The organism is Sphingomonas oleivorans, assembly GCF_003050615.1.
GTDB lineage: Bacteria > Pseudomonadota > Alphaproteobacteria > Sphingomonadales > Sphingomonadaceae > Sphingomonas_H > Sphingomonas_H oleivorans.
On the sequence record NZ_NWBU01000004.1, the window covers coordinates 831,311 to 849,359 of the forward strand.

General features: G+C 63.4%; 17 protein-coding genes, 6 pseudogenes and 1 other annotated feature. Of the genes and pseudogenes, 10 read left to right on the forward strand and 13 right to left on the reverse strand.

The genetic code is table 11. The features are described from left to right. Nucleotides 1–138: 138 nt before the first annotated feature. A pseudogene (locus CLG96_RS04155) lies at nt 139–1,367 on the forward strand (IS3 family transposase). Beyond that, nucleotides 420–536: a sequence feature (AL1L pseudoknot), on the forward strand. (Overlaps the previous pseudogene by 117 nt.) A 226-nt stretch (nt 1,368–1,593) precedes the next feature. Here the strand turns inward: CLG96_RS04155 and CLG96_RS04160 are convergent. From CLG96_RS04160 to CLG96_RS04190, 6 genes and pseudogenes are all read right to left on the reverse strand, one after another. After that, nucleotides 1,594–1,722 (reverse strand): annotated as a pseudogene (locus tag CLG96_RS04160) (IS3 family transposase); the annotation flags it as partial. Between the two features lie 63 nt (nt 1,723–1,785). Continuing rightward, nucleotides 1,786–2,007, reverse strand: a pseudogene (locus CLG96_RS19425) (DDE-type integrase/transposase/recombinase); the annotation flags it as partial. A gap of 132 nt (nt 2,008–2,139) precedes the next feature. Further along, nucleotides 2,140–2,766, reverse strand: coding sequence for a hypothetical protein (locus CLG96_RS04175; RefSeq protein WP_207796552.1), 627 nt, complete (start codon nt 2,764–2,766; stop codon nt 2,140–2,142). 154 nt (nt 2,767–2,920) lie between these two features. Continuing rightward, nucleotides 2,921–3,820 (reverse strand): alpha/beta fold hydrolase, encoded by a 900-nt coding sequence (locus CLG96_RS04180; protein ID WP_133175335.1) that lies wholly within the window; start codon nt 3,818–3,820, stop codon nt 2,921–2,923. Nucleotides 3,821–3,870: 50 nt separating this feature from the next. Then, entirely contained in the window at nt 3,871–4,107 is a 237-nt protein-coding gene (locus CLG96_RS04185; RefSeq protein ID WP_107966541.1) for a hypothetical protein, read from the reverse strand. Then, nucleotides 4,100–4,495, reverse strand: coding sequence for a hypothetical protein (locus CLG96_RS04190; RefSeq protein WP_107966542.1), 396 nt, complete (start codon nt 4,493–4,495; stop codon nt 4,100–4,102). Before CLG96_RS04190 ends, CLG96_RS04185 begins: the two co-directional genes overlap by 8 nt. A 447-nt stretch (nt 4,496–4,942) precedes the next feature. On the opposite strand from CLG96_RS04190, the gene CLG96_RS04195 reads away from it, so the two are divergent. Beyond that, a complete protein-coding gene (locus tag CLG96_RS04195) occupies nt 4,943–5,641 on the forward strand; it encodes a TolB family protein (RefSeq protein WP_243395603.1) in 699 nt (232 codons plus the stop codon). 302 nt (nt 5,642–5,943) lie between these two features. Next, complete coding sequence (locus CLG96_RS04200) at nt 5,944–6,138, forward strand: hypothetical protein (RefSeq protein ID WP_107966544.1); 195 nt, start codon at nt 5,944–5,946, stop codon at nt 6,136–6,138. Nucleotides 6,139–6,175: 37 nt separating this feature from the next. Here the strand turns inward: CLG96_RS04200 and CLG96_RS18625 are convergent, their stop codons facing one another. The 3 genes from CLG96_RS18625 to CLG96_RS04225 form a co-directional block, all read right to left on the reverse strand. Further along, the gene (locus CLG96_RS18625; protein WP_165799530.1) at nt 6,176–8,197 is read right to left on the reverse strand and encodes a TonB-dependent receptor plug domain-containing protein; all 2,022 of its coding nucleotides are present in this window, start codon (nt 8,195–8,197) and stop codon (nt 6,176–6,178) included. Between the two features lie 216 nt (nt 8,198–8,413). Further along, nucleotides 8,414–8,791 (reverse strand): hypothetical protein, encoded by a 378-nt coding sequence (locus CLG96_RS04220; RefSeq protein ID WP_107966547.1) that lies wholly within the window; start codon nt 8,789–8,791, stop codon nt 8,414–8,416. A 115-nt stretch (nt 8,792–8,906) separates the two neighbouring features. After that, nucleotides 8,907–9,584, reverse strand: coding sequence for an NADPH-dependent F420 reductase (locus CLG96_RS04225; protein WP_107966548.1), 678 nt, complete (start codon nt 9,582–9,584; stop codon nt 8,907–8,909). A gap of 66 nt (nt 9,585–9,650) precedes the next feature. On the opposite strand from CLG96_RS04225, the gene CLG96_RS04230 reads away from it, so the two are divergent. The 3 genes and pseudogenes from CLG96_RS04230 to CLG96_RS04240 all read left to right on the forward strand — a co-directional run bounded on the left by CLG96_RS04230 (nt 9,651) and on the right by CLG96_RS04240 (nt 11,905). Continuing rightward, nucleotides 9,651–10,631: a LysR family transcriptional regulator gene (locus CLG96_RS04230; RefSeq protein WP_107966549.1), complete on the forward strand. Its 981-nt coding sequence runs from the start codon at nt 9,651–9,653 to the stop codon at nt 10,629–10,631. A 126-nt stretch (nt 10,632–10,757) separates the two neighbouring features. Beyond that, nucleotides 10,758–11,096: pseudogene (locus tag CLG96_RS04235) on the forward strand (DUF885 family protein); the annotation flags it as partial. Nucleotides 11,097–11,272: 176 nt separating this feature from the next. Continuing rightward, entirely contained in the window at nt 11,273–11,905 is a 633-nt protein-coding gene (locus tag CLG96_RS04240) for a TetR/AcrR family transcriptional regulator (protein ID WP_207796553.1), read from the forward strand. A gap of 167 nt (nt 11,906–12,072) precedes the next feature. On the opposite strand, the gene CLG96_RS18445 is transcribed toward CLG96_RS04240, so the two are convergent. Further along, complete coding sequence (locus tag CLG96_RS18445) at nt 12,073–12,654, reverse strand: alpha/beta fold hydrolase (RefSeq protein WP_133175336.1); 582 nt, start codon at nt 12,652–12,654, stop codon at nt 12,073–12,075. A 513-nt stretch (nt 12,655–13,167) separates the two neighbouring features. Between CLG96_RS18445 and CLG96_RS19430 the strand changes: the two genes are divergently transcribed. Continuing rightward, entirely contained in the window at nt 13,168–13,587 is a 420-nt protein-coding gene (locus CLG96_RS19430) for a helix-turn-helix domain-containing protein (protein ID WP_423828187.1), read from the forward strand. After that, nucleotides 13,475–13,978, forward strand: coding sequence for an MmyB family transcriptional regulator (locus CLG96_RS18945; protein ID WP_207796555.1), 504 nt, complete (start codon nt 13,475–13,477; stop codon nt 13,976–13,978). The genes CLG96_RS19430 and CLG96_RS18945 overlap by 113 nt, the downstream gene beginning before the upstream one ends. A gap of 121 nt (nt 13,979–14,099) precedes the next feature. Here the strand turns inward: CLG96_RS18945 and CLG96_RS04250 are convergent, their stop codons facing one another. Continuing rightward, on the reverse strand, nt 14,100–14,720 hold the full coding sequence (locus CLG96_RS04250) for a TetR/AcrR family transcriptional regulator (protein ID WP_107966551.1): 621 nt from the start codon (nt 14,718–14,720) through the stop codon (nt 14,100–14,102). 27 nt (nt 14,721–14,747) lie between these two features. On the opposite strand from CLG96_RS04250, the gene CLG96_RS04255 reads away from it, so the two are divergent. Both CLG96_RS04255 and CLG96_RS04260 read left to right on the forward strand, forming a co-directional pair. Next, nucleotides 14,748–15,593 carry an NIPSNAP family protein gene (locus CLG96_RS04255; RefSeq protein WP_107966552.1) on the forward strand — a complete coding sequence of 282 codons (846 nt, stop codon included), beginning with the start codon at nt 14,748–14,750 and terminating at the stop codon, nt 15,591–15,593. A 600-nt stretch (nt 15,594–16,193) separates the two neighbouring features. Next, nucleotides 16,194–16,310 (forward strand): annotated as a pseudogene (locus CLG96_RS04260) (transposase); the annotation flags it as partial. Between the two features lie 328 nt (nt 16,311–16,638). Here CLG96_RS04260 and CLG96_RS04265 read toward each other — a convergent pair. Continuing rightward, nucleotides 16,639–16,995: pseudogene (locus CLG96_RS04265) on the reverse strand (integrase core domain-containing protein); the annotation flags it as partial. Then, nucleotides 16,923–17,969 (reverse strand): endonuclease/exonuclease/phosphatase family protein, encoded by a 1,047-nt coding sequence (locus tag CLG96_RS04270; RefSeq protein WP_341476937.1) that lies wholly within the window; start codon nt 17,967–17,969, stop codon nt 16,923–16,925. The gene CLG96_RS04270 and the pseudogene CLG96_RS04265, both read right to left, overlap by 73 nt. Between the last annotated feature and the right edge of the window lie 80 nt (nt 17,970–18,049).

Sequence of the window (18,049 nt, forward strand, 5' to 3'; positions counted from 1 at the left end):
CCCCACACCACCCCAGCTATTTAACGTCCCGGCTCGGTATTCGGTATATGCTTGGATACCCCCGTTTAGTCCGGCGCCGATGGCAACCTGAACCGCCCCGGCATTGCCGGAGACCCGAACTCCTGAGAGGAAGGGTCGATGAGCAGGACGACGAACAAGTTTTCACCTGAGGTTCGCGAGCGGGCAATTCGGATGGTGCTCGACCACGAGAAGGATCATCCGTCGCGCTGGGGAGCGGTCACGTCGATTGCCGGGAAGGTTAGCTGTTCGGCCTACACGTTGCTTGAGTGAGTGAAGAAGTCTGAGGTGGACAGCGGCATGCGCGCCGGCGTTCCGGCCGAACTGTCCGACAAGCTGAAGGCTTTGGAGCGCGAGAACCGCGAGCTACGCCAGGCCAACGAGATCCTGCGCAAGGCGTCGGCTTATTTTGCCCAGGCGGAGCTCGACCGCCCATTCAAGCGATGACTGCCTTCATTGACGACCATCGCGAGGAGTATGGGGTCGAGCCGATCTGTCGGGTTCTGCCGATCGCCCCTTCCACTTATCATGCTCGAGTTGCCCAGCGGCGTGATCCCTCGCGCTTGTCGCCTCGTGCCCAGCGCGATCAGGCGCTTAAGCCCGAGGTTCTACGCGTGTTTTCGGAGAACTTCGGCGTCTATGGCGTCCGCAAGGTTTGGCGGCAGATGAAGCGCGAAGGCTTCGACATCGCCCGATGCACTGTCGAACGGCTGATGCGCGATCTGGGCCTTCAGGGTGTGATCCGGGGTAAGCCGGTGAGGACCACGCTAAGCGATAAGGCCGCGCCTTGTCCCCTCGATCAGGTCAACCGGCAGTTCCACGCCGCGGCGCCAAACATGCTGTGGGTGTCGGACTTTACCTATGTCGCGACCTGGGCGGGCTTCGTCTACGTGGCTTTTGTGATCGACGTCTACGCCCGCTACATCGTGGGTTGGCGGGTGAGCCGGACTGCCCACGCCAGCTTCGTTCTCGATGCGCTGGAGCAGGCCATTCACGAGCGGCGACCGACTTATCGGGGCGGTCTCATTCATCATTCGGACCGCGGATCGCAATACGTGTCCATTCGGTACACCGAGCGCCTGGCCGAAGCTGGCATCGAGCCTTCCGTGGGCAGCGTGGGCGACAGTTACGACAACGCTTTGGCCGAGACGATCAACGGACTCTACAAGGCCAAGGTGATCCATCGCCGGGGGCCGTGGTGCTCCTTCGAGGCCGTGGAATACGCCACGCTTGAGTGGGTGGACTGGTTCAACCAAAGGCGACTGCTGGAGCCAATCGGCAACATCCCGCCGGCCGAAGCCGAAGCGCAATACTACGCCATGCTGGACGACACGCCCATGGCAGCATAACTCAAACCAAATGGTCTCCGGCAATGCCGGGGCGGTTCACATCGACCACCGAGCGCTCCCTGGTCAAGAGCTGAATTCACACCACCATAACCAAGCTGCCAGATCGCATCCAAAATGGATTGAACGACATCTTCCGTTAAGGAAGCGTGGCATATTGTGGTTCGCGAGGCGAACTCGTGGTGAGCTGCTGCCGGTTCCGTGGACACCGAGTTAGGCTACCTAGTGTCTGCTTCTCGAAGTCCATGGGACTGAGACATCCCAAGGTCGAGTATCTGCGCGTCGGATTATAGAAGCGCTCGATATAATCGAACACGTCCACCTCCGCCTGATTGCGCGTGCGATAAGTCTTCCGTGAGTGCTGTCAATCTAATCGCAACTTGTCTCTTTTGGACGCAGCTGCGGCTGAAAGCGGCGAGCTTTAGGCCATGAGGGTCTGCCATTCGGCCAGAGCAGCCGAGCGGCGTTCGCGGTAGGTCTGTCGATTAACGAGGTGGCGTTCGAGGGCAAAGTGGTTGTGCAGATTGGCATGGACGGAGGCGAACTTCTGGAGCGTCTTCATTCGCCTGAACCGTGACATCGCCCGCTCGCGTCGTCTGAAGGGCAGATGGCCGTTCTCCACCCGGTTGTTCGCCCAGCGCCCATGTCAGCGATATCGAGCGCGGGGCGCGCAATCCGACCATCACCGTTGTTGTTGAGGAGCTGGCAAAGCCGCTTGGTGTGGAACCAGGAGTATTGCTCGACTGACGCCCCAATACACAAGTTACTAGACCTTTTACTGCTGACTCGGCTCTCTTCCAGGACGGTGGGAGGGCGCCCTTAAGATCTTCACGATGCCGTAGATACCTGGAATCATGGGCAGAATGGCGGTGTAGAGCCCCGGGAAATAGTAACGTCCTGTCACGCTCACATAATAGTTAGGCATGTTAGCGATGATCCTGCCACCTCCGACGACCGCCGTGATGGGCGCGAGATTATGCGGATCCACAGCCGGTGGGAGGAGCGGGAAGATAAAATGCGTGAACTCCGCAAGGCCCGGCCCGATGAAGATGAACCAGGCGAGAAAGCCGGCGAACGGGACCCGCCAGAACAAGCCCAAGGCGGTCAGCGTGTATAGGATTGGCCCGATGAAAGTGAAGATCAGCAGGAAGCTCTGCTCACTCCAGCTGATGTCGAACAGCCGGCTCATGGCAGGTCCGAAACCGGCGAAATACTCCTCGATCATGTGCGCCTCCAGGCACGCGACCGTCAGAAGAAAGGGCGGAAGAATCACAGCCGGTTCGATCGGTCCACACCGATACGTCCTGATCCAGAAGAGGAGGCCCGCCACGCCGGAGCCACCGACAATCACCACCGGGGGCAGGCCGATGTTGCGGTAGCCGAACCACATGGCCAGGATCACGAAGACAGCGGCCGCAGCTACGGATGGAAGGGACGGCCTTCCCGTTCGCGATGGCATAAAGGTCTCTCCCTTGCGCGATAGTCAGCACCCATATGGGTAGACCCGTTACCCTTCGTGTCGCGGTCGCGATTGCCCCGGCACATGCATTCCGGCTCTATGCCGGGCCAGGATGTCTCTGATGCGTGGTCAGAAAGGTCTGGATCGGTGCGACAGCGTCCCGACCCAGCTCTTCCGCCACAAAATGACCGATTTCGGGGAAGGCTAGCGTATTATGCGCAGGAAAGGCCTCCTCCCATCGGGCGAGCTTGTCGGGCCCGAACGTGGGATCCTTCTGCCCGCATAGAATCTGCACCGGAATTCCGCCGAGGCGCGCACGACGGTCCCAGAGCGAGGCAAGCCAGTCGCTCTCGCCGATCAGCGCCTTGGCCAGCATCCATGTCGCCTGGCGGGAGGCGGGCGTCGGAAAGGGCCGGATATAATGCTGGTGGATTTCCGGCGTCAGCCTTGATCTGTCGCCCATGACGCGGGGAATGACGAAGCGCGGGAAGGCGTTGAAGGTGCGACAGACAAAATGGCCCAGAGGGCTGCCGACCACCCGACTGAACCGCTCGGCGCCAGCGACGCCCTTGAGCGACCAGCAGCTAGTGTTGAAGATGATCAGCCGCTTCACATTCTCCGGATGCGCCAGCGCATAGGAGAAGCCGATGGGCCCGCCCCAGTCGTGGATCACCAGAGTGATCTCCTTGAGCCCGAGCGCTTCGATAAAGCGGGCGAGATTGTCGGCATGGAGTTGCGGCAAATAGGAGAGGCCTTCAGGCTTGTCGGACAGTCCGAAGCCCAGATGATCGGGCGCGATACAGCGGTACCGGTCGCTCAGGCCACGGATGAGGTGCCGGTACATGAACGACCAAGTCGGATTGCCGTGGACGAACAGCAGCACCTCGCCTTCGCCCTCGTCGACATAGTGAATATTGCCTTGCGGTGCCGCGAACAGCCGCGATCGAAAGGGATATTCGGCCTCGTCGACCCATTCGGGCCTTTGGAAATGCTGCACGTTCCCGCTCCTCTTGCTGTTTCGATTCTTCCGGCTGACCGGAGCCGAATTCAAAAATCGATGCTGGCGGCGATGCCTTCGAGCTTGCACACCCGCTCCTGCAGATCGGCCAGTTCGATGAGCGACGCCGTCCCGGATCCCGCGCGCGCCGCTCGTGGCGCGCGCAGCGCACCGATCTCGAGCCGGCGCAGATCCAGCCACCCACGCCAGCCGCGAAGCAGGGCCTGGCTGATGATCAGCAGTGCCATCAGCGACGTAGCAATAATCATGAGCGCCGCATCAGGCATAGCGCGCCGCCGTCATCGAGACGGTCGCCACGACGAGCAGGACTGCCGCAACGCGGTGGCTGACGCGCATGCGCGACCATGCGCCGGTCTCATCGTCTCGTGACATATGCAGGCCGCCGCCGACGACGATAATCTGAACCGCGACCGCAAGGATGGCGAAGAAAGCGCCGAGCGCCAGCAGCGTCTCCATCATGCCGAACGATTCTTCGTGCAGCGTTAGCCACAGATAGACACCCGTGGCAGCTGTCACGGCCGCTGCGCCGAGCTGCGGTCGAAAAAGCCCTTCGCAATTAGCGCTTCCTGCTCGCGCCAGCGCGAACGTCGAGCCGGCCCAGAACATGGCGGCGAGGACATGAAGCGACAGGATGATCATCAACATCTGCTGCATCTGGGATTGCTCCTGCCTCGAATTGAGGTTCGCTATACGGCATGTATAATGTAATATGAAAGGTGACAATGTCCGAGCGATCTTATGTCAGTCGGGCGCGGAGCCATGTCTCGTTGAATGAAGCGGAAAGGGTTTCGAAGGGGTCTCATGCGTTCTGCCATTCCCTACGCCCTTGCGGCCGCCTCAGCCCTGTCGATGGGCCTTGCTCACGCCGCCGATGTCGGGCCCAGCCCGCCTGCGCCCCGGATATGGCAGCCTGGCATTGTTTCGGGACCTCTCCACGATTCTGCGCCGGCATTCACGCCGGACGGTCGGCACGTGTACTTCGGACGAAGCGGCGGCGCCGATACTGCGCGTCCGACCCTCTACGTCTCCGAGCGCGCCGCTATATGGTCGCCGCCTGAGATTGCGAGCTTTTCGGGTCGCTTCAGCGATATGGAGCCGGCCATGGCGCCGGACGGCTCGCATCTCATCTTCGTATCCAACCGACCGATCGTAAAGGGTGGCGCGCTGTTGGACGGCCACTTCAACAATCGCGATTTTCCGGCGCAGGGCGGCGCGCTCTGGCGGGTCGATCGAACCATCGGCGGCTGGTCGGAGCCGCAGCGCTTGCCCGACAGCATCAACACGCCCCAGGGCGCCAGCTTCGCACCGGCGATCGCGGCAGATGGCAGCCTCTATTTCATGCGCTCGGATCCACAAAGCGGCCGATTCCGTCTCTATCGATCATCCTGGTCGGCCAGCGGTTACGGCGCGCCCGAGCCGCTGAGCTTCAGCACCGGAGCCAGCACCGACGTCGATCCGGCTGTAGCGCCCGACCAGTCCTTCCTCGTGTTCGGATCGGGTCCGGCCCGAGCAGCAGTCGCTCGCGGAATGGACCTCTTCATTGTATTCCGGCGAGCGGATGGAGGCTGGGGACGACCGGTGCATCTGGGCGAGCGCGTCAACGCACCGGGCTCCGACGCCGAGGCGCGACTCTCGCCAGATCATCGCACGCTCTTCTTCAGCAGTGAGCGAAAGACGGCCCACCATCCGGATGCGCCCTGGAATAACGGGCTCTACAATATCTGGTCCATGTCCTTGCGATCTCGGATGATGGCCGAACTGAAACACAGATCGCTCAGCGAAGCTTCCGGTGGACACTGATAACGACTTAGCCGCGGAGGTCCATTATCGACCGCAATTGCGCCAGGCACGCCTGCAGGACCTCCGTCGCCTGCTCGGCCTTGGCGATCGACATCGCGCCCGAGAACATCGCCACGACCATGTTGGCGAAGCCTTCGGGGTCACGCCGCGCGAAGACCGCGCCGCCGGCCTCGACATCGAGCCTCAGGCGTTCGGCGATCGCCCCGCGCCTACATGATCGACCTCTACCCAGTGGCGGCGGGCTACGCCATCGAGGCGATCGTACGCACCCGGCCGCTCCCGGGCCGCCGCCAGGCCGTTGAATGGCTGATCGCAGAAACCCCAGAATCACCGAATGCGACAAGAGCACCAGCGACGATTGCTACGTCGCCCGCACCTTCGTTTGGGCGGTGTCCGACCTCGATCGGCTGACCGAAAGGCTTTCCGACGATTCCGAGACCAACACGGCCGTGGTGAAGTCCAAGCTCTTCCCGCGTCCGCTGCCGCTTCTGCCGTAAATTCGGGGACCGTTCCGCAAGCCCTGGCCAAGGCCTCTCAGCCCCCAAAGCTCTTCCGGACGATCAGGTTGACGATTGGCTTGACCTGGGCCGCCCGGTCCTGGACGAGCGACAGATCCGCCACGTCTCGAGGTCCGCCATAGATCCGCCGCGTCGCCCGGAAGCCGCGGGACGTGACGTTTTCGACCTCCAGCCGGAGCACGAGGTCCGCCTGCGGCTTCCATTGGCCGTAGGTGATGACATAGGTCCCGAGCTTGCTCGTCGAGACCTCGTCGAAGCGGTAGGACGTCCGGCGCCAACCGCCGAACAGGTCGGCTCCCAGCTCGAGGTTCCAGGCTGGGACCTGCTTGCTGAAATGGCTTTCCCATTCCAAAGGCCGCAAGCCCGAGATCGGCCGTTTGGCGTGGGTCGTCGGATCGGTGACCTCGCTGCGGCGGACCTTGAGCAGCCCCCGATATTCGGCGTTGGAAAGCCCCAGCCGGCTGAGCGGAATGCTAAGGCTCAGTTCGACCTCGTCCTTGGAGCCCTTGCCGATGTTGGCGGGCGCGTCGAAGACACCGGTCGGATCGTAGATGGGCGCGCGGTCGATCGTGTCGCTGAGGGCGGAATGGCGGGCGGTCAGCACCGCCGCTCCGCTACCCCAAAAGCGCTGCTCGACCTGGAGTTCGGCGACCCAGGCCTGTTCGGGCACGAGATTGATGTTTCCGGCCCGCAGGACGCCGTCATTGAGGGCGGCGCTGGAGACGAAATCGTCGAAGTTGAGTTGTCCCACGGCCCGCTCGCCGCGGGCGCGCAGTTGCAGGTCGCTGCGGGCCTGCCAGACGACCAGGAGGCGAGGCTTTGGATAGCGCAGGCTCCGCTCGACATTGACCAAGCGGTCGCGGGAGCGTCCCATGATCTTGGACCCTTCCTGGCGCAGTCCCGCTTCGAGCGTCCAGGCGGGCTTTGGGCGCCAGACCGCCTTGGCGAAGGCCTCCGACCGCGCCTCCTCGACGCGGACCTGCGGCGCCGGCAAGAACTGTGGCGAGCCCTTGAGCGCCAAGCTGGTGTCGCTGTCGAGCCTGTTCCTCGCCACCTCGCCGCCCGCCTCCAGCGACAGGGCCAGGCTCACCCGGAACCGGCCAACGACCCGCCCGATGGTCTCGGTTGTCGACACGGCCTGGCGGTAGTCGAAGTCACCGGGTGGCATGGTAGCCGCCGAGCGCAAATTGCGGTCCTCCGTCTGGTGCAGGCCGACGACCTCCACGCTCGTACGCGCGCTGATGGCGCGGTCGAAACGCAGGCCAAGCTCGGACTTGTCGCGCGCCCGCCGGTCTTCGCTGGCAAGGTCGCGCGGACCTGGCGAGATGAAGCGGCTGGTCTCGTTGAAGCGATAGTCCTCGCGGTAGAGCCGGCCGTTTATTTTCAGCGTCCCGCCGAAAAGGCCATGCTCGAAAGCGCCGGTTGCAGTGTTCATGCGGTAGTCGGCGTGAGACTTGATGTCCGACCGGGCGAGCAGCCTGCCGAGCGGGTCGGTTTGTTCATAGACAGCGGGCCCCACCGAACTGTCGGGCGCGCCCTCGCTACGCAAGCCAAGCTCCCACCGCCCGCCCGCCGCAGCGCCCGTGCCCTCGAGGCGGAAGCCCGGCATGGTCCGTCCATAATCGCCAACATAGCGTCCGGACAGTTGGACAAGACCGGCGGCTGCGCCGGCCTTCTTGCGCACGACATTGGCCAGGATGGTCTTGCCTTGCATGTCAACGCCCGGCACGCCGCCCCGGATCACCTCGACATAGTCGACCTGGCCAGCGGGTATGCGACTGAGAATGGCATCGAGGCCGTCGCTCTTGGCGGCCGGCCGTGCGCCATCGATCAACACGTTGCCCGCTGCCCCCTCGAACCCGCGGACCGCATCCCCCATGTCGAGGGTGAAGCCGGGGAGGTGCGCGACCAGGTCCTTGGCGGTGCTCGGCTGGAAGACAGCGAAAAACCCGGGCCCGTATCGCGTGACGCCCTCGGCGGCGGCGGGAGCGAGGGCCGACGTGGCCGTCGCCTGGGCAAGGAGCGCAGCAAACATCATAAAGGAAGGCCTTCGAAGGTCCGGTCCTGGGCGCCGACACTTGTGAATGGGTTTACAGTCTGTCTGCGCAAATCCAGCACTCCGGCGGCGGCGCCAACCGGCGAGATTGGCCATACCTCGTGATTTTGGTGACCCTCCAGTGAGGTTAATGGCATGTTGCGGACATCCACAGCGATCCTAGTTGGCTTGACGATCGGCCTTGGTTGCGCGATTTCGTTATACAGCTTGTTTATGCTCTAGCCAGCAAACTTCGTCTTGGACCGGACAGCGCGATGAGGTTAAGGTGGCCGCTTTCGTCGCGCTCCATCGCGAAAGGAAAGCTGTGGCGGCGTCCTCCGCCACCATCACAGGCTCGTCGTCCTTGATAGCGTAGTCGCCGAACGACCGGTCGCGCGCCGGCTTCCTGGCGGCCAGGCCGCAGCTCGACTTGAACCAAAGCCGCGCCTCGTCGACGAGCCGGACCATGGCAATGGACGCATTGAACAGGTCCCACGCATGCTCCGCCAGACAGTCGAACGCTTGGCTGGGCGCGGTGTCGAGGAGGTCTAGGCTACGCAGAGCCTGCAGTCGTTTCCCGGCGCCGAAGATAATCACCCGCTCCCGAAAGCGCAGATTGGCACGGCGGCAATCGGCAAAGCGTTAAGCCGGGTTGCGACATGGCCGCACAGCCGCGGCCGCGATCCCCCCGCCATCGCCCAGTATCACCGGGTCAGGTGAGCTTGGTCGGCTGCCGACCGCCCAGCCGCTGGGTCGCGACCGCCGGGAGTTGAGTGAGGTTGAGGGTCGCGAAGACACCGCGTCCCATCCCCCCGATCATGAATCGGATGAAGTCGGCCTGGGTCTCGAGCATAGCGGCGCGCTCGAGGGCGCCGGCGTCAATGGCGTTGAAACCAAGCTCCTCGGCCAAAGCCCCCACGGCCGCCTTGGCCTCCTCGTCGTCCCCAGCCAGGAACACCGAAACGCCGTGGCTGCGGAGGATGACAGGATCGTGCTCGAAGATCTCCTGGGCCATGGTGTTGAACGCCTTGACCACCCTGGCGCCCGGGGCGGCCTTGGCCAGGCGCTCGGCGAAGGCCTCAAGGATGGGCGGATAGTGAAAATCCGCAGGCACGGGCCCGTTGTTCATGTCGACGACCACCTTGCCGTCGAGGAGGCTGGGGTCGCGCAGGACCTCACCTGGCATGGCGCGAACGCCCCAGACGACGATATCCCCGAATGCGACCGCCTCGTCATTGCCACCGCTGCGGGCGGCCCCGCCGCACAGGGCGACCGCCCCTTCGGCCTGGGCGATATCGCGCGCCCCGAAGAACACTTCATACCCGGCCAAGGCAAACTTCACGCCCAAGGTCCGACCCATGTTGCCCGTACCGACGATGCAGATCTTCATGCCTGCCTCCAGGAAAAAGAAGCGGCAATCTGGCCTGGGCCTATCAGATCAGGCAAATTGATCCCGATGAGCATGAAGATCAGTAATATTGAATATCTTGGCGGCGCGGAGTTCAGCGAGGCGGACCTGCGCAAGCTTGACCTCAATCTGCTCCTCGCGTTCAGCGCCGTCATGCGGACGGGCAGCGTGCGGGCCGCGGCCGAACGGCTGTTCCTGGGCCCCTCCGGCGTGAGCATGGCGCTCTCGCGCCTGCGCCTCCACTTGGGTGAAGAGCTGTTCGTGCGCGGCAAGGCAGGCCTGGAGCCGACGCCCTTCGCCGAGCGCCTGTTCGAGTTGATCGCGCCGGCGCTTGGCGGGATCAGCGCCGCGCTCGGCGAGGTTGGCAGCTTCGACCCTTCAAGCGCCGAGCGCACAGTTCGCATCGCCATGTCCGACGACATCGAGACGGCCCTCGCGGCGAACCTCGCCCAGCGGGTTCGACGCGAGGCCCCGGGTATCACGCTCATCCTTCGAACGGGCGACTACCGCCGCGCCCCCTCCCTGCTCGATGGGGGCGAGGCCGACCTTGTGCTGTGCGCCAAGCCCCCCGCGCTGCAGGCGCGCCACCGCGCCCGCGCGCTCTACCGCGAGGAGTTCGTGCTGCTGGCCGACGGGCCGCGGCTTGGCCTACCCGAGCGGCCCTCGATGGAGACCTACCTCACTCTGGCCCATGTCCTCGTCTCCGCCGAGGGCATGGCGACGGGACTGACCGACGAGGCTCTGGCGAAACTGGGCCGTGCGCGGCGGGTCGCGCTCGTCGCCGAGCGCTTCTCGACCCTCCCCTACCTCCTTAAGTCCGCCGACCTCGTGGCCAACGTGCCTCGGCGCGCGGCCGAAAGCCTGGCCGGAGCTTTCGGGCTCAGCCGCCACGCCCTGCCTTTCGAGAGCCCGGCATTCGAGGTCTCCGCCATCTGGCCAGGGCGGCTCGAGCGCGACCCCGCCCACGCCTGGCTGCGCACCGTGGTGGCCGAGGAAGTCGGCGAGCCGGCCGCATCAGGGTCCGGCTGATCCTTTAGCCGCCCGCGCCCGCGGCGGGGCGATTGTGCGTCTTTGGCGGACCAGATTATGTGCGTGACCCATATACAGGGCGTACAAGGCATGACGCGCCGCTACGATAATTAGGATCGGCTCGGCTACTTAGCTTCCTTCTTGTTCCGCGCGGCGCGCTTCGTCGTGGATTCAGCTCTTCATCACCGGCGCTGGAGCCGCGAACAGGACATCGCATACATGCGCGAAACACTCGGGGAGCCTGAAACGTCCGCGATCCGTGAGGTCGAGCGCTACTGCGTCCAACCAGGTCAGGCGCTGAGCTATATGCTCGGCTGGCGGATCTTCTCCAAGGCACGAGCTGGCGCCGAGGTTAGGCTGGGTGCGTGTTTCGACCTTCGCACTTTCCATGACACGGTCCTGCTTAACGGAGACATGCCTCTCGACGTTCTGGCCCGCGTGATCGACGCCCGGGCCGCTGCTTAGGATCGCCCGCGGAGAACTTGTGCGACAGTGGGTCTGCTCCTACTCGGGACATGCACAGCCTTTGCGACGGTTGTTTCTCAGGGATGATGCGTTTTCACTGACCAGATAACGAAGGCTTTGCGGTCCCCTGATAAGCGGCCGAAGAGGCCCTTCAAGGCGCTCGAGTAGGGATAAGCTTGGTTGACGCGATTGAACGAAGGAAACGGCGCTACGTCAGTCCGGCGCGTGCGGCTGCAGCCGCCGAAAAGCGCGAGCGCGTGCTCGAGGCGGCCACGCTTCTCTTGCGCGAGGTCGACGGGATCGCTTCCTTCACCTTGGATGCGGTCGCGAAGGCTGCTGGTGTCACCCGTCTTACCGTTTACCACCAATTCGGATCCCGTCGCCTACTGATCGAAAGCATATTTGACAGGCTCGCGCGTCGTGGCGGATTGCTGGATATCGGTCACGCAATCGCGAAGGACGATCCCTACGACGCGATACGCGACATAGTCCGTATCTTCTGTCGCTTCTGGGGGAGTGAACCAGCCGTCCAACGCCTGAATGACGCAGCAGCTCTTGATCCGGAAATCGAACAGAGCTTGGCCGAAAGACACGAACGTCGTCGCCAGCTGCTGTTAACTACCGTTGATCGCATCGCGCCGAAAGCCTCTGCCAAGCGTAAACAGGAAACCATCGATTTCATCTACGCCCTAACCGCGCCGCAGATGTTTCGCTCCCTTTCGTCGGGACGATCCACGAAGCGGACTTGCGATCTCATCACCGAAGCCAGCCTTGAGGCGATTGGGCGCCTAACGCGCCAGGAGAATTGATTGGCAGCCAATTCGCGCCTCGCTCCGAAAACACGACATTCGTGACGAGGCGCCGGCAGGAGAGCGAAGTACCCTTGGGGGAGCTTCAATCTTTACCGGCATAACCGCGCCAGATCGAAAAAGCAGCGTGTTAGATCCCCCCACAACCGGCGGGCCTCCTCGGCCGATCACCTCCGGATATTCCTCGGGCCAGAAGAGCTTGGCCTTGGGCAGACGGCGCACGCCCCTGGAGTTGGGCAGGATGTGGTCGAGATAGTCGGGGCTGTCCTTGGCGAAGATGTCGTCTGCCATGCCCCAGGCGATGCGGACAGGGACCTTGCACCGGCGCAGGGACGCCTCGATCCCGGCCAGGGGTTGGGGTCCAGGCCCAGCGTATAGGCGTTGGTCAGGGCCTTGCGGGCCGGAGTGGCGATCAGCGGACCGAAATACATCTCGATCGCCGCGTCGGTCGGCTGGTTCGGGTCGGAAAAGCACATGCCGCCAAAGCCCTGGGGCGAGCGCGCCAGGACGTGGTCATTAAACCACGGGACCAGCCACTGGTCGGGATAGGTCCCCTCGCGGGCCAAAGCCAGGACCGGCTGCAGGGCCGGGGGCGGGCTGTCGGGCTCGACGTCGCAATTGGTCAGCAGCAGGGTGCGGACGCGGTGGGGATAGCGGGTGACGAAGATCTGGGCCACGGCACCGCCGCTGTCGTTGGCGACGAGATCAACGCTGGCGATCCCGAGCTTGTCGAGGAAGGCCGCCAGCATGTCGGCCTGGTCCGACGGCGCGACGCCCTAGCCCGTAGCCGGGCGGGTGAAGCCCAGGCCCATGGAGTCGGGGGCAATGCAGCGGCGGTAGGACGAAAGGCGCTCGAAGGCCCCGCGCCACTGGAAGCCGTTGAGTAGGAAGCCGTGCAGGAACAAGGCGACCTCGCCTCGCCCGCGCTCGACATAGGCGATGTCGCCGAATTTGGTAGGAAGATAGCGGCGGCTGGAATTCCAAAGGCGGGCGGCCCGGCGTCGTCCTCGGCACGTGGCAGGCCACGGCTAGCGCCCAAGGCGACCTTGGCCAGGGCGGGGGCTCCAGTGGTCAGAGCCAGAAAGCCGGCGGCGGTGGTGATGAATTGGGGGCGTTGCATGATCCGTCTCCCTCTTGGCTTCGCGAGAAGGGCCTCGGCGGCTCGATGGACGGAGGGATAGAAGAAGGCTGATCACGGACTCCATGACCTGTCAGGTCATTGCGACCGGATAAGCCATGGCTAGTATCGCGCCATGCACATCATGGCCCCCGGCCGCCCCTCGCCTGACAATCCCTTTGGTGATCTGCTCCGGCAATGGCGCGTGTCGCGTCGCCTTAGCCAGATGGACCTAGCCCTGGAGGCAGGCGTCTCGACCCGCCACCTCAGCTGCGTGGAAACCGGCAAGGCCCGGCCGAGCCGCGAACTGGTGGCTGTGCTGGCCGGGGCGCTGGAGATACCCATGCGCGACTGCAACGCCCTGCTGGTCGCAGCCGGTTTTGCACCCGGCTATCGCGAGACGGCCCTCTCCGATCCGCAAATGGCGCTGGTGAGGAGGGGCCATCAAGTTCATGCTGGCTCAGCAGGAGCCCTATCCTGCCTTCGTCGCGAACCGGCACTGGGACGTGATGATGGCCAATGCGGGCCTGGTGCGCGCCTTCGACTGGCTGCGCGACGGGGTTAAGCCGCACGGCAACATCCTGCGCCAGATCTTCGACCCGGCCGACATGCGCCCCTTCATCGAGAATTGGGACGAGGTGGCCGGCGACGTGATCCGCCACCTGCACCACGAGATCGCCGCCAATCGGTCGGACAAGGTCTCTCGCGCCCTGCTGGACGAGATCCTGGCCTATCCAGACGTGCCTCGGACGTTCGAGACCCGTGAACTGGGGACCATGCCCATGCCGCTGATGACCGTGGTGTTCCGCAAGGGCGACGAGCGGCTGCGCTTCTTCTCGGCTCTGACCATCTTCGGCGCCTCGCGCGACATCACCCTCGAAGAGTTGCGGATCGAGTGCATGTTCCCCGCCGACGAGGAGACCGCCGCACGCTGCAAGGCCCTGACGGCGGGCTAGCCGGTCGCGCGAGAACGGGCCCATCCATGGGTAGGCCTGAGCAGTATTGAAGGGAGTAATGTCGGATCCGAGTGTCAGCCCGCCAAATCATATTTTGGCCGTGCGCGCCACCCAACGGCCACTAACCACCAAGCTTCATCAAAGACCGCAATTGCACTAGACACGCCTCCAGCGCATCGGTTGCCTGCTCGGCCTTGGCGATCGACATCGCGCCCGAGAACATCGCCACGACCACATTGGCGAAGCCTTCGGGGTCGCGCCGCGCGAAGACCGCGCCACCGGCCTCGATATCGAGCCTGAGGCGTTCGGCGATTGCCCCGCGCCAGGCGGCATATTCACCGGCCACGGCGATGCGGAAGTCGGTGTCGGCCAAGGCCAACTCCATCGTCAGGTTCCCCAGCGGGCATCCCTGGACCGAACCCTTGGCCTCAAGCTGGGCGATGGTGCGCTCGAAGATCGCGGCAATCCCCTCGGCGGCCGAGGGCGCGGCCTTGACCACCTCGATCCAGGTTTCGGCCAGCTCGGCCGATACCCGCTCGCTGATCACCGCCAGGCCTAGGTCTTTCTTGCTGGGGAAGTGGTGGTGCAAGGCGCCGCCGGTCACTTCGGCCTCGCGGACGATATCCTGCATGCTGGTAGCGCCGTAGCCGGCCGCCTGGAACGACTGCGCGGCCGCGTCCAGCACCTTCCGCCGCAGCCCGACGGGATCGTTGGTTCGAATTCGATTACGCCGCCCGGCCATGCGCTTCTCCTTGCCCTCTCAATAGCGATGTTGACAAAACCGGACAACCGGTCTGTTTATTATCCAGTCGCCCGCGGCCTCACCACACCGAGCAAGGACCCGAACGCCATGACGATCACCACAGTCGTTACAGCCGCCCAGGAGGCGACCGCGCGTCACACGGTGCTGGAGCTTCGCCAATACAAGATCGTGCCCGGGCGTCGGGACGACCTCATCGACCTGTTCGAGCGTTACTTCATCGAAGGGCAGGAAGCGACTGGCATGCGCCTTGTCGGTCAGTTCCGTGACCTCGACGATCCTCACCGGTTCACCTGGATCCGGACGTTTCCGAACATGTCTGCGCGGGAGAAGGCGCTCAACAGCTTCTACTATGGCCCTGTCTGGCTCACCCATTGCGATGAGGCTAACCCGCTGCTGTTCGACAACGACAATGTGCTGCTTTTGAAGCCGGCAACGGCAGCCTTCGCCTTCCCGACGGGATCGGGGCCCGCGCCGAATAATTCCCTGCCGGTAAAGGCGGGACTTGTCGTGGCTACGATCCTCTATCTGTGGAAGGATCCTTCGGAGGGATTCACCGAGCTCTTCGCCAAGAAGCTGGCGCCGGAGTTGGAGGCCGCCAGCTTGCCGGTGCTCGGCGCCTATGTGGCGGAGAACTCGGAAAACAGCTTCCCGCGCCTGCCCGTCCGTCAGCACGAGAAGGTCTTCGTCTGGTTCACCCGTATCGAGGACCTGGCGGCTTACGACGCGGCCCAGGAACGCCTCCGGGCTCGGCCCACCTGGCGCGACGGCCTTGCCGCCGCCCTGGCCGATCATGAGGAACGTCCCGCCCAGATATTGCGCCTGGCCCCAACGCCGCGATCGCGGCTCCGCTGAGCTGGCCTAGCCATACCACCAGGGCGCTGCACGAGGTCGCGATCCCTCCCGATTGGCCAAAGGAGCTGCGCCACGCCGATGGCTGCCTAAGACTCGATCCTATCACATTTCATCTGGGTTTCGGATCCGACTTGGCGATCACCGCCTTCACCCCGGCCAGGGGCACGGACACGTTGGAACATCTTACAGCGCTCGCCGAGAAACGGAAACTCGGTTCGCGATAGTCGATTGGGTTTTATAGACAAAGTTTGATTGTGAAATCCGGAATTCGAATTGTGAAGGCGACTGCCGGCGAGTTCCAACGCATCGATCATCAGCCTGCCTTCCGTCTCGCGGCGCAGACACAGATCGCCGCAGCCTCGTGTTGAAGATCGAGAACAACTGCTGGAACTCTGCTCACCATGCCGATGATCCCCAAGCGCACTTTCCTCTGCCTGGCGCTCGCCCTTTCCGGCTGTGTCCCGTCGACGCATCTGATCGGCACACAGGCCGGGATCGACGCTGCGGCGACCGAGGGGCTCCAACGCGCTCATATTAAATCTAAAATGCAACTGTAATGCTAGTTTTCGGCGGATTTTCCTTTTGAAGGAGGGTTCTCGGATGAAGCGGAAGCGGTTTTCGGTCGAGCAGGTCGTAGCGGTGTTGAAGCAGGCTGAGCTTGGCCTGGCGATGGCGGACCTGATCCGCCAGGTCGGGATATCCGAGCAGGCATTTTTTGAGGAATTGGCGAAATGTCGGCGTTTCATGTAAAAAATGGATCTAAAGTTCCACTGAATGTTATCATTGAGCCCTTTGGTGATAGGTACATTTTTGATCCAGGGGCGTCTTATTATATTGACGTCCAAGGCGAAGAAGGGAGTGAGTTGGAGATCGTCCATTATGATGGAGGATTGGCAATTTGGACGCACGGCCTGTCCAATGTTTACTTCGATGAGAAACTGCTCAAACCTAGCTAAAAGACTGCTGGAAAATCGGATTGCCAGTGCCGGGGGTCTCGCGGACGGTGTGAAGCGTCCCGGGTTTTCTGGAGGCAGTTCAGTTTGAGTCAGGCGGCCATATCGAGGTTTTCAATGGCCGCATAGTAGTTGGCCTCGGCCTCGGCAGGCGGGATGTAGCCGATGGGACCGAAGAGGCGGTGGTTGTTGAACCAGTCGATCCAGCGCAGGGTCGCCATTTCTACCGCCGAGACGCTCGGCCAGGAGCGCTGGCGCCAGATGACCTCGGCCTTGTAGAGACCGTTGATCGTCTCGGCCAAAGCGTTGTCGTAAGAATCGCCCACGCTGCCGACCGAGGGGACCAGATTGGCTTCGGCCAGACGCTGGGTGTAGTTCATGGCAAGATATTGCGATCCGCGGTCGTTATGATGAATAAGTCTGTCGTCGGGGCCGGGCTTGCGCACATGAGGGCCTGCACCTGAGCGAGCTTCTCCTCGGCGCTGCCTTCAAAATTCCCCTGCATCGGTTCAGCGCCCTCTGAGCAGGATGGAGGAGGGGCAATGGTCCGAGGGATGCTGGTCTTCCGGCACCCCATAGGTGAATTCCGCGAAGGAGCCGGAACCATCCGCCTGACCGCCTTGGGGTCGAGCACGATATGATCGATGAACTCGTGATAGCGGCTTTTGCAGCTAGCGCGCTGTCCCGCATCGGCGAGCACCAGATCGGCCTCAGGCTGCTCCGGCCGGTCGATTTCGCTCCAGAAGGCGTCCTTGCGGCTGGCAAGACGGCGGTTCCAGTCGCCGAGGATCGCGAAGCCCACACCCTCGCTGATCCGGGCATCGATCCAGCGCTCGACCACCGGCAGCTGAGCGAACAGCACGTCACAGTCCCTGTCCGACGGCGCATGGCCTGAATTGCAGCCCGATTTGAGATGCAACGCCAACAGACGGATCGGCTTGGGCGTACCGAGCGTGATGTCGACGCCCCAGCGAAGATCGGGATTGCCCAGCCCCAAGTCCGACACGTCGGGATTGCGCGTGAACGGCACGCCCTTGCGGATCGCAAAGCCGACATCCTGCTTACGGATCGCAAGTCCCTTCTTGCCGTAGCACCCGCCGCCCCGACCACTATCCGGCCGTTTGGACATGATCACCGTGTAGCGCTCAGGCAGAAAGACGCGCTCCGCCGCCGCCCGGCTCTCCACTTCCTGCAGGGCTATGACATCCGCACCAAGCCTGTCGGCATAGCCGCGCAGCGCAGCATAATCGGCTTGCCTACGTGGCCTGCATCCCATGCCGTCCCGTTCGGCGAGATGCTCCATGTTCCAGGTGGCGATGCGCAGTTCCGTCGGCACCGGCGCATGCGGTGCCTGGACCGCCTGATCGGCGCAACCAACGAGCAGGATCAGTGACAGGAAGAGGCTGAAGACGGGTTTGAGCATGCCGCTCGTCTAAAGACCTGCGGACAGCGATGCCAGTTGGGCGGTGCTGGCGGAGCCCCCAATCATGCCCTTCTCGTCTT